Source organism: Parasphingomonas caseinilytica (assembly GCF_036663755.1).
Lineage (GTDB): Bacteria > Pseudomonadota > Alphaproteobacteria > Sphingomonadales > Sphingomonadaceae > Sphingomonas.
In genome coordinates this window covers 295543-311990 of record NZ_JAXOJL010000004.1, presented here as the reverse complement: position 1 = coordinate 311990, position 16448 = coordinate 295543, and the positions used below count along the sequence as shown (strand labels likewise).

General features: G+C 65.0%; 15 protein-coding genes. 7 read left to right on the top strand and 8 right to left on the bottom strand.

The window, feature by feature from the left end:
• Nucleotides 1-43 precede the first annotated feature (43 nt).
• From polA to nadB, 3 genes are all read right to left on the bottom strand, one after another.
• Nucleotides 44-2818, bottom strand: coding sequence for a DNA polymerase I (gene polA / locus U1738_RS11480; protein ID WP_332789184.1), 2775 nt, complete (start codon nucleotides 2816-2818; stop codon nucleotides 44-46).
• Nucleotides 2819-2916: 98 nt separating this feature from the next.
• On the bottom strand, nucleotides 2917-4020 hold the full coding sequence (locus U1738_RS11475) for a serine hydrolase (protein WP_443027003.1): 1104 nt from the start codon (nucleotides 4018-4020) through the stop codon (nucleotides 2917-2919).
• A gap of 216 nt (nucleotides 4021-4236) precedes the next feature.
• A complete protein-coding gene (gene nadB / locus U1738_RS11470) occupies nucleotides 4237-5826 on the bottom strand; it encodes an L-aspartate oxidase (RefSeq protein WP_332789183.1) in 1590 nt (529 codons plus the stop codon).
• 147 nt (nucleotides 5827-5973) lie between these two features.
• Here nadB and U1738_RS11465 point away from each other — a divergent pair, with 147 nt between their 5' ends.
• Entirely contained in the window at nucleotides 5974-6150 is a 177-nt protein-coding gene (locus tag U1738_RS11465; RefSeq protein WP_332789182.1) for a hypothetical protein, read from the top strand.
• A 53-nt stretch (nucleotides 6151-6203) separates the two neighbouring features.
• Here U1738_RS11465 and U1738_RS11460 read toward each other — a convergent pair whose 3' ends face one another.
• Complete coding sequence (locus U1738_RS11460) at nucleotides 6204-7130, bottom strand: ABC transporter ATP-binding protein (RefSeq protein ID WP_332789181.1); 927 nt, start codon at nucleotides 7128-7130, stop codon at nucleotides 6204-6206.
• A 194-nt stretch (nucleotides 7131-7324) separates the two neighbouring features.
• Here U1738_RS11460 and U1738_RS11455 point away from each other — a divergent pair, with 194 nt between their 5' ends.
• From U1738_RS11455 to U1738_RS11445, 3 genes are all read left to right on the top strand, one after another.
• Nucleotides 7325-7555: a zinc-finger domain-containing protein gene (locus U1738_RS11455; RefSeq protein ID WP_332789180.1), complete on the top strand. Its 231-nt coding sequence runs from the start codon at nucleotides 7325-7327 to the stop codon at nucleotides 7553-7555.
• A gap of 19 nt (nucleotides 7556-7574) precedes the next feature.
• Complete coding sequence (tldD, locus tag U1738_RS11450) at nucleotides 7575-9005, top strand: metalloprotease TldD (RefSeq protein ID WP_332789179.1); 1431 nt, start codon at nucleotides 7575-7577, stop codon at nucleotides 9003-9005.
• Between the two features lie 111 nt (nucleotides 9006-9116).
• On the top strand, nucleotides 9117-10865 hold the full coding sequence (locus tag U1738_RS11445) for an aspartyl protease family protein (RefSeq protein ID WP_332789178.1): 1749 nt from the start codon (nucleotides 9117-9119) through the stop codon (nucleotides 10863-10865).
• 6 nt (nucleotides 10866-10871) lie between these two features.
• On the opposite strand, the gene U1738_RS11440 is transcribed toward U1738_RS11445, so the two are convergent.
• Nucleotides 10872-11162 (bottom strand): hypothetical protein, encoded by a 291-nt coding sequence (locus U1738_RS11440; RefSeq protein ID WP_332789177.1) that lies wholly within the window; start codon nucleotides 11160-11162, stop codon nucleotides 10872-10874.
• 154 nt (nucleotides 11163-11316) lie between these two features.
• On the opposite strand from U1738_RS11440, the gene U1738_RS11435 reads away from it, so the two are divergent.
• From U1738_RS11435 to U1738_RS11425, 3 genes are all read left to right on the top strand, one after another.
• Nucleotides 11317-11520 carry a putative signal transducing protein gene (locus tag U1738_RS11435; protein ID WP_332789176.1) on the top strand — a complete coding sequence of 68 codons (204 nt, stop codon included), beginning with the start codon at nucleotides 11317-11319 and terminating at the stop codon, nucleotides 11518-11520.
• Nucleotides 11521-11672: 152 nt separating this feature from the next.
• Nucleotides 11673-12011 carry a P-II family nitrogen regulator gene (locus tag U1738_RS11430; protein WP_055774446.1) on the top strand — a complete coding sequence of 113 codons (339 nt, stop codon included), beginning with the start codon at nucleotides 11673-11675 and terminating at the stop codon, nucleotides 12009-12011.
• An 11-nt stretch (nucleotides 12012-12022) separates the two neighbouring features.
• Nucleotides 12023-13495 carry an ammonium transporter gene (locus tag U1738_RS11425; protein ID WP_332789175.1) on the top strand — a complete coding sequence of 491 codons (1473 nt, stop codon included), beginning with the start codon at nucleotides 12023-12025 and terminating at the stop codon, nucleotides 13493-13495.
• Between the two features lie 260 nt (nucleotides 13496-13755).
• Here U1738_RS11425 and U1738_RS11420 read toward each other — a convergent pair whose 3' ends face one another.
• From U1738_RS11420 to U1738_RS11410, 3 genes are read right to left on the bottom strand one after another with little or no spacing between them, the layout of a single operon-like run.
• Complete coding sequence (locus tag U1738_RS11420; RefSeq protein ID WP_332789174.1) at nucleotides 13756-13920, bottom strand: hypothetical protein; 165 nt, start codon at nucleotides 13918-13920, stop codon at nucleotides 13756-13758.
• A 38-nt stretch (nucleotides 13921-13958) separates the two neighbouring features.
• Complete coding sequence (locus U1738_RS11415; RefSeq protein WP_332789211.1) at nucleotides 13959-15539, bottom strand: GMC family oxidoreductase; 1581 nt, start codon at nucleotides 15537-15539, stop codon at nucleotides 13959-13961.
• Nucleotides 15536-16441, bottom strand: coding sequence for a sterol desaturase family protein (locus U1738_RS11410; protein ID WP_332789173.1), 906 nt, complete (start codon nucleotides 16439-16441; stop codon nucleotides 15536-15538). Before U1738_RS11410 ends, U1738_RS11415 begins: the two co-directional genes overlap by 4 nt.
• Between the last annotated feature and the right edge of the window lie 7 nt (nucleotides 16442-16448).

Sequence of the window (16448 nt, the reverse complement as noted above, 5' to 3'; positions counted from 1 at the left end):
TTCGACAGGCTCAGGGCGAACGGGTATGGAAGCATAGCGTAGATCAATGCGCCGCGCCCCAGCTGGCACCGGTGCCGATCTCGATCCCGAGCGGCACATCGAGCTTCACCAGAGGCTCGGCCGCCGTCGCCATCACTCGCTCGATCACCGGCTTGGCCGCCGCGACATCCCCCTCGGGCAGTTCGAACACCAGTTCGTCGTGCACCTGGAGCAGCATGCGCACATTGGGCAGCCCCGCCTCCAGCAACGCCGGCCCCATCCGCACCATCGCGCGCTTGATGATGTCGGCGCTGGTCCCCTGGATCGGCGCGTTGATCGCCGCGCGTTCGGCGCCCTGGCGTTCGTGCTGCACTTTGGACGAGATGCGCGGGAAATGCGTCTTCCGCCCGAACAACGTGACGGTATAGCCCTTATCGCGGACGAATTCGGTGGTCGCGGCGATATAGTTGCGGATGCCGGGGAAGCGTTCGAAATAGCGATCGATCATCGCCTGCGCCTCGTCCGCCGTCACGTCGAGCCGCCCCGCCAGCCCCCAGCGGCTGATACCGTAGAGGATCGCGAAGTTGATCGTCTTGGCCCGCCCGCGCGTGTCGCGGTTGACCTCGCCGAACAGTTCCTGCGCGGTGAGCGAGTGGATGTCGTCGCCATTGGCGAACGCCTGTTTCAGCGCCGGCACGTCGGCCATGTGCGCGGCGAGCCGCAGTTCGATCTGCGAATAATCGGCGGCGAGCAGCACATTGCCCGGCTCCGCGACGAACGCGTCGCGAATCTGCCGGCCGACCTCGGTGCGGATCGGGATGTTCTGCAGATTGGGGTCGGTCGAGGACAATCGCCCGGTCTGCGCGCCGGTCAGCGAGTAGGAGGTATGCACGCGCCCCGTCGCCGGATTGATCTGCGCCTGCAACGCATCGGTATAGGTGGATTTCAGCTTCGACAATTGCCGCCAGTCGAGCACTTTCCGTGCGATATCCTTGCCCGGTGAATCCTTGTCCGCCGCAATCCGCTCCAGTTCGTTGACGTCGGTCGAATAGACGCCCGATTTGCCCTTGCGCCCGCCCTTGATGCCCATCCGCTCGAACAGCACGTCGCCGAGTTGCTTGGGGCTGCCGATGGTGAACGCGCCACCCGCCAGCGCATGAATCTCGACCTCCAGCGCGCCCATCTGATGCGCGAACTCGGTCGAAAGGGCCGACAGCTTGGCGGCATCGACCTTGATGCCGTGCCGTTCCATCTGCGCGATCACCGGGATCAGCGGGCGATCGACCATCTCGTACACCCGCGTCGCGGCTTCCGCCGGCAGTCGCGGCTTGAAGCGCCGCCACAACCGCAGCGTCACGTCGGCATCCTCGGCGGCGTAGCGGGTCGCGGCCTTCAGATCGATCTCGGCGAAGCTGCGCTGCGTCTTGCCGGTGCCGACCACATCCTTGAACGCGATACAGCTGTGCGACAAATGCGTCGCGGCGAGTTCGTCCATGCCGTGGCCGTGCAGCCCCGCATCGAGATCGAAGCTCATCACGATCGTGTCGTCGTGCGGGAACACGTCCAGCCCGCATCTGCCCAGCACGATCATGTCGTATTTCAGGTTATGACCGATCTTCAGGACGCTCGGATCCTCGAACAGCTCCTTCAGCTTCGCCAGCGCCACCGCCCGGTCGAGCTGCACCGGCACCTCCGCGAACATGTCCGTCCCCCCATGCGCGAGAGGTACGTAGCAGGCGAGGTTGGGATGCAGCGCCATGCTCACCCCGACCAGTTCGGCGCGCGTCGCGTCCACACCGGTCGTCTCGGTATCGATCGCGATCCAGCCCTGATGCCGCGCGACCGCGATCCAGCGATCCAGCGCGGCCTCGTCCACCACCGTCTCGTACCCGTCGTGATCGCAGGGCGGATCTTCCTCCTGCGGCACGGCGATCAGGCCGGGGTCAGAATGCGGCGCCGCGACCGGCGCATCCGCCACCGCCGACAATTTGGCGAGCAGCGACTTGAAGCCATGATGATCCAGGAAAGCGCGGAGCGGCGCATCGGGAATGCCCTGCAGCACCAGATCGTCGAGCGGCTCGGGCAGCGCCACGTCGCATTTCAGCTCGACCAGCTCGCGGCTCAACCGCGCCATATCGGCATGCGCGATCAGATTGTCGCGCAGCTTGCTCGCCTTCATCGTCTCCGCCGCCGCCAGCACGGCGGTCAGGTCGCCATGTTCGAGGATCAGCTTCGCCGCGGTCTTCGGCCCGACGCCCGGCACCCCCGGCACGTTGTCGACACTGTCGCCCATCAGCGCCAGCACGTCGCCCAATTGCGTCGGGGCGATGCCGAAGAATTTCTCCGCGACATGCTCCGCCCCCAGCCGGCGGTTGTTCATCGTGTCGTACAGATCGAGGCCCGGCTCGATCAGTTGCATCAGATCCTTGTCGCTCGACACGATCGTCACCGACCAGCCCTGCGCCAGCGCCGCCTTGGAATAGCAGGCGATGATATCGTCCGCCTCCAGCCCCTCGGTTTCGATGCATGGCAGGCTGAACGCGCGCGTCGCATCGCGGATCATCGGGAATTGCGGGACGAGATCCTCGGGCGGCGGCGGGCGGTGCGCCTTGTACTGGTCGTACAGATCGTTGCGGAACGTCTTGCTCGATTTGTCGAGAATCACCGCCATATGCGTCGGGCCATCCGCCGCGTGCAGCTCGTCGACCAGCTTCCACAGCATCGTCGTATAGCCATAGACGGCGCCCACCGGCTCGCCATGCTTGTTGGTCAGCGGCGGCAGGCGGTGATAGGCGCGGAAGATATAGCCCGAACCGTCGACAAGATAGAGATGCGGCATGGGCGGGGGATAGCAGCGACTTGGCCCGGCCCCAAGCCCGTTACGACGCTATTCTCATTCTCCGGATTGTCATTCTTCGGCCACGACGGCGGATATCGTCAACCGTGGTTCATCACCACCGCGGCGACCACCGCCTGCATCAACGCCTGGCGCTCGGGGATCGGGCGCGGCGTGTCGCCGATCATGACGGCGAGCGAATAGCTGCGGCCGTCCGGCGCGATCAGCACGCCGACATCGTTATAGCCCGCCGTGCGCCCGGCCAGATCCTGTCCGGTGCCGGTCTTGTGTCCGAAGCTCCAGCCCGGCGGCACCGCGCCGTGCATGCGCTGCTTGCCGGTCCTCGACGATTCCATCGTGCCGATCAGATAGTCGGTCGAACTCGCCGACAGCAATTTTCCCTGCTTCAGTCGCGCCAGTGCTTCCGCGATGGCCAGCGGTGCAGCGCCGTCGGGCGGATTGGCGACGTAGCGATCGAACGCCGCGATCCGGTCCGATTTCGGCAACCGGTCGCGCGCGCGGTTGAAGGCGTTGCCGAAGGCGTATTCCGGCTTCCAGTCGAGCCCGGCGGTGGCGCTCTGCAACAGCCGTTCGCCCGGGCCGAAGCGGATATCGCCCAGATTCTTGCGCGCGATGAATGCCCGCACCGCCGCCGGCCCGCCGACATATTGCAGCAACCGGTCGTTGCAGGTGTTGTCGCTCATCGTCAGCGCGCGCTGCAGCAATTCGCCGACCGTCGTCTGATACCCGTCGCCCTTTACGAGCGCGGCGACCGGCTGATGGAACAAAGTCAGATCCTCGCGCCGGATCGTCACCGGATCGTCGAGCTTCAGCCGCCCGGAATCGCGGAAATCGAGCACGGTCATCGCGACCCACAATTTGCTCACGCTCTGCTGCGGCATACGGGTTTCGCCGTTGCTCTGCACCGTCCAGCCCTGGTCGATGCTGTGCACCGCGATGCCGACCTTGCCCTGGAAATTGGCACCCAGCGTCGCGACGTTGGCGACCAGCCCCTGCGGCGCGGCGACGGCTTTCGGCGGGCGCGGCGGAACGGGCAGGATCAGTTGATAAGTGGGGGCGGGCAGCGAAGCGGCAAGCTGCTTCTCGTTGCCGTACGCACAGGATCCCAGCATCGCGGCGAGCACCAGCGCAGCCACCGATCGGCGCATACTGCTGTTGCTGGCTGTGAAGATGCTCAAATTCATGCCTCGTGTCCCCGCAAGGGCGAGCCTAAACGAGGAAAGTTTCCGACAAATAGCTTAATCACACGTCTGCGATGAACCGCGCCTGACCTGCGGTGGGACGAGTCGTGGTTAACCGCTTGATGCGGTTCGGGGATTCTCGAACGCGATAGTGGCGGGTGCTGCTCGCTTCCAGATAGGAACGGGAAGCGTGTTTGGGGCAAACCGCAACCTGAGCCTCTAAGGCACCAAAACCGTATCCGCCGCCTTCGCCAGCGTCTTGGGATAATCCAGCGTATAATGCAGCCCGCGGCTTTCGTGCCGGTGCAGCGCGCTGCGCACGATCAGCTCGGCGGTCTGCAACAGGTTGCGCAGTTCGATCAGATCGGGCGTGACGCGGAAATGGCCGTAATAATCGTTCACCTCCTCGGTCAGCAGGCGGATGCGGTGCTGCGCGCGTTCCAGCCGCTTGGTCGTGCGGACGATGCCGACATAATTCCACATGAAGCGGCGGATTTCGGTCCAGTTCTGCTTGATCACGACCTCCTCGTCCGAATCCTCGACGCGGCTTTCGTCCCACGCACGGATCGCCGGCGGCACGGGCAATTGGTCCCAGCACGATATGATGTGTTTGGCCGCACTCTCCCCGAACACGAAGCATTCGAGCAGCGAATTGGACGCCAGGCGGTTGGCACCGTGCAGCCCGCTCTCGCTGCATTCCCCCGCCGCATACAGGCCGGGCAGGTCGGTCTTGCCGTCCAGGTCGATCACGATCCCGCCACAGGTGTAATGCTGTGCCGGCACGACCGGGATCGGCTCCTTCGTCATGTCGATGCCCAGCCCGAGCAGCTTTTCGTAGATCGTCGGGAAATGGTGCGTGATGAACTCCGCGCCCATATGGCTGATGTCGAGATGCACGTAATCGAGCCCGAGCCGCTTGATCTCGTGATCGATCGCGCGCGCCACCACGTCGCGTGGCGCGAGTTCGGCGCGCTCGTCGAAATCGGGCATGAAGCGATAGCCGGTCTCGGGGATCAGCAGCCGACCGCCTTCGCCACGCACCGCTTCGGTGATCAGGAAATTCTTGACCTCCAGATTGTACAGGCAGGTTGGGTGGAACTGCATCATCTCCATGTTCGACACGCGGCATCCCGCGCGCCACGCCATGGCGATGCCGTCCCCGGTCGCGCCGCGCGGCGCGGTCGAGAACAGGTACGTGCGCCCCGCCCCGCCGGTGGCGAGGATCGTCGCGCGCGCGGTGTACAGTTCGACGCGGCCGGTCGCGCGGTTGACGGCATAGACGCCCCACACGTTGCCCGCGCCGGAATAGCGCTCCTCATGACGGCTGGTCGCCAGGTCGATCGCCACCCGGTCCGGCACCAAGGTGATGTTGGGATGCGCGGTCGCGGCATTCTGCAACGCCTCCTGCACCGCCCAGCCGGTCGCGTCGTCGACATGCACGATGCGACGGTGCGAATGCCCGCCCTCGCGCGTCAGGTGCCGCGTGTCGCCCTCCATGTTGAACGGCACGCCCAGTTGCGCGAGCCGCTCGATCGCCGCCGGCGCGCTTTCCACGACGAATTCCACCGTGGCGCGGTCGTTCAGCCCGGCCCCGGCGATCATCGTATCCTCGATATGGCTCTCGAACGTGTCGCCGGGCTCCAGCACGGCGGCGATTCCGCCCTGCGCCCAGGCGGTCGACCCCTCGTTCAGTTGCCCCTTCGCCAGCACCGTCACCCTGAACCGATCCGCCAGGTTCAGCGCGGCGGTAAGGCCGGCGGCGCCGGAACCGATGATCAGCACGTCGCTCTGATGCCCGCTGGTCGCCAAGTGCAATCTCCCGAATTCGGCCGGTGTTAAAGGCGTTTGCGCCGGCCGTGACAAGCGCGGAGGCGCATTCGCGGCGCGGCAAAGCTATCTTACAATCGGATGCGACGAACCGAGGAACGCCGCGCACCTTTGCTGCATTTGCCTTGTGTGACCAAGAATTCGAAAACGGCCCGCGCCCGGGAACGGGCTGCGCGCCTTCATCAAGAAGCCCTGAATTGCCTGACGATCGCCGTGAAGGAAGACGAAACGCATCATAGTGCCGACCTGATCGACGAAGCGCTGAAACTGGCAAAACGCGCCCGCGAACTGAACGAGGTGGAATAGGCCCGCCTGCTTGACACCGCGACCCATCCCCGTTCGTGCGGGAGCGCGATCCCTCAGGCCGCGTTGGCGGCCCGCGTTAGATTCAGGAACACGTCCTCCAGATCAGCCTCGCGCGTCGAAACGTCGACGATGCCATACCCCTCGGCCTGCACCGCGCCCAGCACCTCGCCGGCATTCACCTTGTCCTTGGAGTAGGTGATGGCCAGCGTGCGATTGCCCTTCAGCTCGATCTTCTGGAAGAACGCGTTCTGCGGCGTAACGGCGACGTCGCGGTCCACCGTCACCTCGACCAGTTTCTCGGCCGCCATGCCGACCAGTTCGCGCGTCGGCTTGTTGGCGATCAATTTGCCTTGGTTGATGATCGCGATTCGGTCGCAGAGTTCCTCCGCTTCCTCCAGATAATGCGTCGTCAGCACGACGGTGACGCCCTGCTGGTTGAGCTGGCGGACATAGGCCCATAGCTGCTGGCGCAATTCGATATCGACGCCGGCGGTCGGCTCGTCCAGCACCAGCACCGGTGGCGAATGCACCATCGCCTTGGCGACCATCAGCCGCCGCTTCATGCCGCCCGAAAGCGTGCGGGCATAGGCGTTGGCCTTGTCCTCCAGATGCACCGCACGCAGCAATTCCATCGACCGACGCTGTTTCTTCGGCACGCCGTACAGCCCGGCCTGGATCTCCAGCACCTCGAACGGCGAGAAGAACGGGTCGAACACGATCTCCTGATTGACGATGCCGATCGACGCCTTGGCGTTGCGCGGATGCGCGTCGATATCGAAGCCCCAGATGCTCGCCGTGCCGCTGGTCTTGTTGACGAGGCCGGCCAGCGTGTTGATCAGCGTCGATTTGCCCGCGCCGTTCGGCCCGAGCAACCCGAAGATCTGGCCACGCGGCACATCGAACGAAACATCGTCCAGCGCGCGCTTGCCGCCCGCATAGGTCTTGCAGAGATTGGCGATGGAAATGGCGGCTTCGGTCATGGGAGCGCGATAGGCCCGGCAACAGGCACCGCCAACCCCCTTCTCCCAACCCCGCCGTCATGCTGAACTCGTCTCAGCATCCATCACGCCTCTTTGGCGATCGTCCGCGTCGCACGGTGGACCCTGAAACAAGTTCAGGGTGACGGCGTCCGAGGGCGATTGTCGTCCCGCCCCCCACTTGCTATCCCGCCCCCATGATCGCCCCAGAAACCCTCCGCGTCTCCCACAAGCGCAACGCCTGCGATGGCGCGACCGACATCCCCGGCGGTGCCGCACTCGGCCACCCGCGCGTGTTCCTGGAGATCGACGAAACCGGCTATGTCGATTGCGGCTATTGCGACCGGCGCTTCATCCTGATCGGCGGGCCGGCCGACGGCGCGGACCAATCCGCGCTGCACGATCATGGGGATGGCGCAGGCCGATAAGCCCCTTATATTGCCGGACATGACCAGCCCGACAGACCCCCGCGCGTTCCTCTATCATGATGGCCAGCTCGATCCCGGTGAGGCACAGACGCTCACCGCGCAGGTCCTGAGCAAGGCGGACGACGGCGAACTCTACCTGCAATATCGCAAGTCCGAGGCGTTCGGCTTCGACGATGGGCGGCTGAAGACGGCGAGCTACGATACGCAATCGGGCTTCGGCCTGCGCGCGGTATCGGGCGAGACGACCGCGTTCGCCCATGCCAACGAACTCTCCGCCGCCGCGATCCTGCGCGCCGGGGAGACGATGGCGCTGATCGATCCGTCGAAGGGCGCGAAGGCCGGCCCGCCGCAGGGCACCAACCGCCATCTCTACACCGACGCCGATCCGCTCGATCTCGTGCCCTTTGCCGACAAAGTGAACCTGTGTCAGACGATCGACGCCGCCGCCCGCGCCCGCGATCCGCGCGTCGCTCAGGTCTCGGTCTCGCTATTGGGGTCGTGGAGCGTGGTCGAGATCGTCCGCCCCGACGGCTTCGTCGCCACAGACATCCGCCCGCTCGTGCGCCTCAACGTATCGATTGTGGTCGAACAGAATGGCCGGCGCGAGACCGGCAATTTCGGCATCGGCGGCCGCTATCTCTATCACGATCTGATGCAGCCCGAGACGTGGAACCGCGCGATCGACGAGGCGCTGGCCCAGGCGGTGGTCAATCTCGATTCGGTCGCCGCACCGGCCGGCGAGATGACCGTGCTGCTCGGGCCGGGCTGGCCGGGCATCCTGTTGCACGAGGCGATCGGCCACGGGCTGGAAGGCGATTTCAACCGCAAGGGCACCTCGGCCTTCTCCGGCCGGATCGGCGAGCGCGTTGCCGCCGAGGGCGTCACCGTGATCGATGACGGATCGATCGCCGACCGCCGCGGTTCGCTCAGCATCGATGACGAAGGCACGCCGACACAGGAGAATATCCTGATCGAGGACGGCATCCTGAAGGGCTATATCCACGATCGCCTCAACGCCCGCCTGATGGGCGTCGCGCCGACCGGCAATGGTCGCCGCGAATCGTTCCAGCACGCGCCGATGCCGCGCATGACCAACACCTTCATGCGCGGTGGCCGCGACGATCCAGCCGAACTGCTCGCGCGGATGAAGAACGGCATCTTCGCCAAGAGCTTCGGCGGCGGGCAGGTCGATATCGTCTCGGGCAAGTTCGTGTTCAGTTGCACCGAGGCGTACAAGGTCGAGAACGGCAAATTGGGCGCCCCGATCAAGGGCGCGACGTTGATCGGCGACGGACCCAGCGCGCTGACCAAGGTGATCGGCATCGGCAACGATTTCGCGCTCGATGAAGGGGTCGGCATGTGCGGCAAGGGCGGGCAGAGCGTCCCCGCCGGGGTGGGCCAGCCGACGATCCTGATGAGCGGCCTGACGGTGGGTGGAACCGCGGTTTAAATCCCTGCGCTCGATGACGTTTTCTTCATTTGCCGCAGCCCGGCCGGCGTGGAATATCGGCGGATAACGGCCGCGCTCCGGCCGTCGCCCGGCGGGCGTTGAGGGAGGCCGATGATGCGGTGGTTCTGCACGATTGCGCTGGTCGCCGGCATTATGCTCGCGCCGGCCGCCGCGACGGCCAAGTGCGAAATCGCCAAATATGTCGATATCCCGGTGACGATGACGGGTCGCAGCCCGATCGTCACCGCGCAGATCAACGGGCGCGATGCGCGCTTCATTCTCGATAGCGGCGCATTCTTCAGCACGATCGCCAAGGCCAATGCGCTGGAATACGGCCTGTCGGTGCGCGATCTCGGCGGCGCGCGGCTGAAGGGGATCGGCGGCGATACCTCGCTCGGCGTCGCCACGGCGAAGACGCTCGGTATCGGCGGCCAATCGATCCCGCATGTCGATTTCGCCGTCGGCGGCAGCGACACCGGCCATGCCGGGCTGCTCGGCCAGAACATATTGGGCCTGGCCGATGTCGAATACGATCTTCCGCACGGCATCGTCCGGCTGATGAAGGGCAAGGACTGCAAGGGCGCCGAAATGGGCTATTGGGCCGGCGCCAAGCCGGTCTCGATCGTCCCGATCCTGGCGATGGACGCGGGCCAGCGCCACACGATCGGCACGGTCAAGATCAACGGCGTGGCGATCAAGGCGGTGTTCGATACCGGCGCGCAGATGCCTTTGCTCACGCTATCGGCCGCCAAGCGGATCGGGATCACCCCGGACAGCCCCGGCGTCACCGCCAGCGGCTTCGCTTACGGCCTGGGCACCAGCCGATCACGGTCCTGGCGCGCCCGTTTCGACTCGATCGAGATTGGCGGCGAGCGCATTCCCAAGCCGTGGATCCAGATTGCGGACCAGTCCTTCAGCGATGCCGACATGCTGATCGGGATCGATTTCTTCCTGACGCACCACATCTATGTCGATAACCAGAACCATCGGATGTTCGTCACCTATGAAGGCGGCGCGATGTTCGGAATGGCCCCGAAGAGCGCGGTCGACAGCAACGGCGCGGCGATCGACCTGACCGATCAGGCCGCCGAGCCGAGCGATGCCGCCGGATATAGCCGGCGCGGCGCGATCCTGGCGTCGAAGCGCAAGTTCGACGCGGCGATCGCCGATTTCGACAAGGCGGTCGGCCTCGCGCCCGCCGAATCGCATTACGTCTACCAGCGCGCCACCGCGCGTCTCGCCAACGGCCAGCCGTTGCTCGGCGCGCAGGATCTGGACGCGGCGATCGCGCTCGCCCCAAACGATGCCGATGCGCGGCTGGCGCGGGCGCAGCTTCGGCTCGCCGCCCGGGATCCGGCGGGCGCGCTGGTCGATCTGAATGCCGCCGATCAGGCACTCGCCCCATCCTCGGATGCGCGGATGCGCCTCGGCGGGCTGTACGATTCGGCGGGCAATTACGACGCCGCGCTCGCCAGCTACGATCGCTGGCTGAAGAGCCATCCCGAGGATAGCGGCCGTGCGGTGGCGTTCAACGGACGCTGCTGGGCGAGAGCCTTGTTGAACCGCGATCTCGACAAGGCGCTCGACGATTGCAACGCGGCGCTCCGGTTACGGCCGGGCGAGGCGGCCTATCTCGACAGTCGCGCATTGGTGCGGCTGCGGCGCGGCGAGATCGACAAGGCGCTGGTCGATTACGATGCTGCGGTGGCGAAACAGCCGCGCAACGCCTGGTCGCTCTATGCGCGGGGTATCGCAGCGCGGCGCGCGGGACGGACGGCGCAGGCCGATGCGGATCAGGCGACCGCGCTGGCGATCAACGCTCAGGTACAGGCCCGCGCCAAGCGCTACGGGCTGGAGTGAAGGCCCTCAGGCGGTGACAGAATAGGTCGTCGCCTTGTCGGTCGGCGTCGTGCGCATATCGCCGGGGGCGTAGGACAGGATCCGTTCGGCATGATCCGCCGGAGCCGCCTCCGGTCCTGACCTGACTTTGCCCGGCGGTTCGGCATTCGCCGCACCCGGCGCATCCCGGCCGCCCGGCCCATTCTGCGGCCGTGCGGGATCGATATCCCGGTTCGCCAGTTCGACTTCCGCCTGGCTCAGGCAGGCATAGCCGTTGACGATCGTCGGGAGGGGATAGCTGATGCGATCTATGGACATGCGACCTCCAGACAGAGGGAATGGCTTCGATCGTGCCATGATCGCATGATGGTCTTGCGCAAGAGTCACTAGATTACCTTTCCGTTATCGTAACGATTTTCAGGACATCGGACATGCTGCAGGGATTCTTCGCCGATCCGAACGGTGCTCGAACATGAGCCTCGTCGAACTCGGCCGCTTCGCCCGCAACGAGGCGCACATCCTGATCGGGCGGCTCGAATCCGAAGGCATTCCCGCCATCGCCTTCGACGGTGAAACCAGTATCGGCGACGGGAGTTACCTGTTCATCCCCGTGCGCGTGATGGTCGACGAGAGCGATCTTGGCACGGCGCAGGCGATCGTCACGGCTGCTGCCTGATTCTCGGGCAGCTTTTCGCAACTGCACAAATTTTTACCTGCCATTAAGCTTTGATGACGCTTTCGCGCGGGTTTTCCCCGCCGTCTCGCGTCGTTTCGGTTCTGGCACGACGATTGCTGTGTGATCCCCGGGACAACCAGAAGGGGGCGCGCATGAAGCTCGTCATTGCCATCATCAAGCCGTTCAAGCTGGACGAGGTGCGCGAGGCGCTCACCGAGATCGGCGTGGCGGGCATGACCGTCACGGAAGTGAAGGGCTTCGGCCGCCAGAAGGGCCAGACCGAAATCTATCGCGGGGCCGAATACAGCACCAACATGGTGCCCAAGATCAAGATCGAGGTGGTCTGCGCCAGCGATCTCGCCGCCCGCGTGGTCGAAACGATCCAGGCGTCGGCCAACACCGGCGCGATCGGCGACGGCAAGATCTTCGTCCTCGATGTCGGGCAGGCGGTGCGCATCCGCACCGGCGAAACCGACAATACAGCGCTGTGAAGGGGGAAATGATGCTTTCCAGAACCACATCGGCCAAAACCACATTGGCCAAAACCAAATTGGCCGCCGTTGCCGGTGCCGGCGTGGCGGCGCTCGCAGCGTTGCCGGCCTTCGCGAACACCATCGCCGCCGCGCCGGCCGCCGCCGCTGCCGCCGCCGCGGTCGTGCCGACCGATGCCATGGTCAACAAGGGCGATGTCGCCTGGATGCTGCTGTCCGCGGCATTCGTGCTGATGATGTCGGTCCCCGGCCTCGCATTGTTCTATGGCGGCCTGGTCCGCACCAAGAACATGCTGTCGATCCTGATGCAGGTGTTGACGATCGTCTGCGTTGCCGGCCTCGTCTGGTGCGCATGGGGCTATTCGATGGCCTTCACCAACGGCGGCAGCCTCAATTCCTTCGTCGGCGGTTTCTCCAAGGTCATGCTGAAGGGTGTCGATGCGAACACGTTCGCGGCGACTTTCTCGAACGGCGTCTATTTGCCGGAAACCGTGTTCGTCGTCTTCCAGATGACCTTCGCGATGATCACCCCGGCGCTGATCGTCGGGGCCTTTGCTGAACGCGTGAAGTTCACCCCGCTGATCATCTTCGTGGTGGCGTGGCTGACGCTCGTCTACTTCCCGATGGCGCACATGGTCTGGTACTGGCCGGGCCCGGATTTCACCGCCGGCCTGCCGGATGATCACGGCTATCTCTGGGGTCTCGGCGCGCTCGATTTCGCTGGCGGCACCGTGGTGCACATCAATGCGGGCATCGCCGGTCTGGTCGGCTGCCTCGTGATCGGCAAGCGCGTCGGCTATCAGACGGATCCGATGCCACCGCACTCGCTGACCATGACGATGATCGGTGCGGCCCTGCTGTGGGTCGGCTGGTTCGGCTTCAACGCCGGTTCCAACCTGGAAGCCAACAAGTTCGCCGCTCTGGCCTTCATCAACACGATGACGGCAACCGCCGCCGCCGGTGTGATGTGGGCGGTGATCGAACAGGTCATCCACAAGAAGCCGTCTTTGCTGGGTGCCGCTTCGGGTGTCGTGGCCGGTCTGGTCGCGATCACCCCGGCCGCTGGCTTCGCCAGCCCAATGACGTCGATCCTGCTGGGTGCGGTTGCCTCGATCGTCTGCTTCTTCTTCGTCACGACCGTGAAGAAGAAGTTCGGGTATGACGATACGCTCGACGTGTTCGGCATCCACTGCGTCGGCGGCATCATCGGCGCGCTCGGCACCGCGATCGTCGCCAACCCCGATTTCGGTGGTCAGGGCTTCATGGACTTCACCGTCATGCCAGCAATCGCCGGCAAGTACGACATGGCGGCGCAGTTCCTGACGCAGGCCAAGGCGGTCGGCCTCACTCTGCTGCTGTCGGGTGGTGTCTCGGCGATCCTGTTCCTGATCCTGAAGCACACGGTCGGCCTCCGGCCCTCCAAGGAAGTCGAGCAGGAAGGCCTCGACATCAACGAACACGGCGAACGCGCCTACAATTATTGACCGGATCGGGGCGCCAGCCGGAAGAGCCGGCGCCCCCACGATGTTCCTCCTGCGGACGACCTCAGGCCGGTGCGGCAACGCACCGGCCCTTTTTTTTGGGATTGGGCCGGGTAGCGAGCTTTGGTCGGATCTGGGGACCTAAGGATGAGCGGAGCCGCTCCGTCATCCTCGCGAAGGCGAGGATCCCGCTTCTTCTACTTGGTGCGGGGCAAGGCAGCGGGATCCCCGCCTTCGCGGGGATGACGGGTCCGGGCGGACGATCAGGTTTTGTCGGCTTCCGCCTCACCAGCCTCAACCGCCACCTTCTCCTTATTCCGCTTCTGCCAATAGCGCGCCGCCAGCGTCGCACCCAAAATGAACCCGCCGGGCGCAAGGATGATCACGGCCGCAAGTCCGGCCTTTTTCAGGGTGTCGTTCGTTTCCACGCCCCCGCCTTACACGGCTGAAGCTGAACGGAAAGCGATCAGCCCAGATGGGCGGCCACGAAATCCGCGCAACGCTCGCCGATCATGATCGAGGGCGCGTTGGTGTTGCCCGACACCAGCTTGGGCATGATTGACGCATCGGCGACATACAGCCCCTCCACCCCGCGCACGCGCAGGCGCGGATCGCATACCGCCGCATCGTCCGATCCCATCCGCGCCGTGCCGACCGGGTGATAGATCGTGTCCGCCCGCGCGCGGATCAGCGCCTCCAGCGCGGCATCGTCGTCCAGATCGACCGGATAGCGATCACGCGGCGCATGCCCGCTCAGCGGCGGGGTCTCGACGATGCGGTACATCGCGCGCACGCCCTTCTTCATCAGGTCCATGTCGCGCGCGTCGGTCAGGAAGGCGGGGTCGATCAGCGGCGCGGCGCGCGCGTCGGCTGATGCCAGCCGCACCGTGCCGTGGCTTTCCGGGCGCAGCACGCAGACATGCACGCTGAAGCCATGCGCCTTCACCTTGGTCCGCCCATGATCCTCCAGCACCACTGGCACGAAATGCAGCTGAATGTCTGGCGCGGGCGCATCCGGGTTCATCGTCAGGAACCCGCCCGCCTCGGCGAAAGGCGTCGTCATCGTGCCGGTGCGCCGCCGGAACCATTCGATCACCGCGCCCGCCATGTGCAGCGTACCCCTGAACGACTGGCCGAGGAAGAACCGTCCGTCGGTTTCGAACGCGCCGACATAATCGACATGGTCCTGCAAATTGGCGCCCACCGCCAGCCGGTCGATCCGCACGTCGATGCCATGCTCGCGCAGGTGCGCGCCCGGTCCGATCCCCGACAGCATCAGCAATTGCGGCGTGCCGAACACGCCCCCCGACAGCACCACCGCGCGCTTCGCCCGGACGATCCGCGTCTCGCCCCCTTGGGAATAAGCGACGCCACAGGCGCGGCCGTCCTCGAACAGCACCCGCTCCGCGATCACATCGGTTCTGATGTCGAGACTGGCGCGGGCCGTGCCGAGATATGCCCGTCCCGCGCTCCAGCGTTCGCCACCATGCTGCGTGACCTGAAACAGCCCGACGCCGTCCTGCCGCGCGCCGTTGAAATCATCGTTGGAGGGAATCTGCAAATTGCGTGCGGATTCGACGAACTCCATCGATCCGGCATGCGGCGAACGCTGGTCGCTGACGTGCAACGGCCCCGCACCGCCGTGAAAGGCGTCCGCACCCTTTCCATTGCACTCGGCGTGCTTGAACCATGGCAGCACGTCGTCATATGACCAGCCGGGGCAGCCCATCGCGGCCCAATTGTCGTAATCCCATTTATTGCCGCGCAGATAGAGCATTGCATTGATCGCGCTCGATCCGCCCAGCCCGCGCCCGCGCGGCTGGTATCCGCGCCGGCCGTTCAGCGCGGCCTGCGGCTCGGTTTCGAACCGCCAGTTGGTCTTGTCCGTCTGCATCGCGATGAAACCGGGGATGCGGGTGCGATACCCCGTATTGGCCCCGCCCGCTTCGAGCAGGACGACCGAATAGCGCCCGTTCTCGCTCAGCCGGCCAGCGGCAGCGCTCCCGCCCGATCCACCACCAACGACGACGATATCGGCTTCTTTCAACATCCGTCTCCTGTTCGGGCGCGCTGTCTGGCGGCCCATCTCTGTTTGATGATTTCCGACGTGTCACGGCTGCCGTCATGGCTCCAGCCCGGCGGTTTGATCATGTAATTCAGTCTGGCACGCCAATCGGGCGCGGCCCACACGTCCTTCGCGATCCCGATCCATTCATGGAACGCCGCCCATAACAGGTTGAAGCTGCCCAGATTGTGCACGATCCCGTAGCGCGGCACATCGTCGGCGCGTTCGGGCGTGAAGGTGCCGAACATCCTGTCCCACACGATGAACACGCCGGCATAATTGGTGTCGAGATAGCGCGCATTGGTCGCGTGGTGCACGCGGTGGTGTGACGGCGTGTTCATCACCGCCTCGAACCAGCGCGGGCATTTTCCGATCGTCTCGGTATGGATCCAGAATTGATAGACCAGGTTGATGCCGGCCACGAACACCAGCATCGGTGGCGGAAACCCGATCAGCGCCAGCGGCAGGCGGAACAGAAAACCCAGCGAAATGAACCCGGTCCAAGTCTGCCGCAACGCCGTCGAGAGATTATAATGCTGGCTCGAATGGTGGATGACATGGCTCGCCCAGAACCACCGCACCCGGTGCGCCATGCGGTGGAACACGTAATAGGCCAGATCGTCGATCACGAACGCCAGGACGAACCAGTACCAGGCATATCCGATCTCGAAGATCCGGAATTGCCACACCCACATCGCCATTGCGAAGGCGACACCGGCGGTCAACGCCCCCGCCAATGTGCTGCCGAGGCCAAGGGCGAGCGAGGTCAGCGTATCCTTCGGCTCGTAGCGGGTCCGATCGCGCACCCGCGCCACGATCATCTCGACCAGCACCAGCAGGACGAAGCCGGGAACGGCATAGGATACGATATCGGGAAGGTGCATGTCCCGC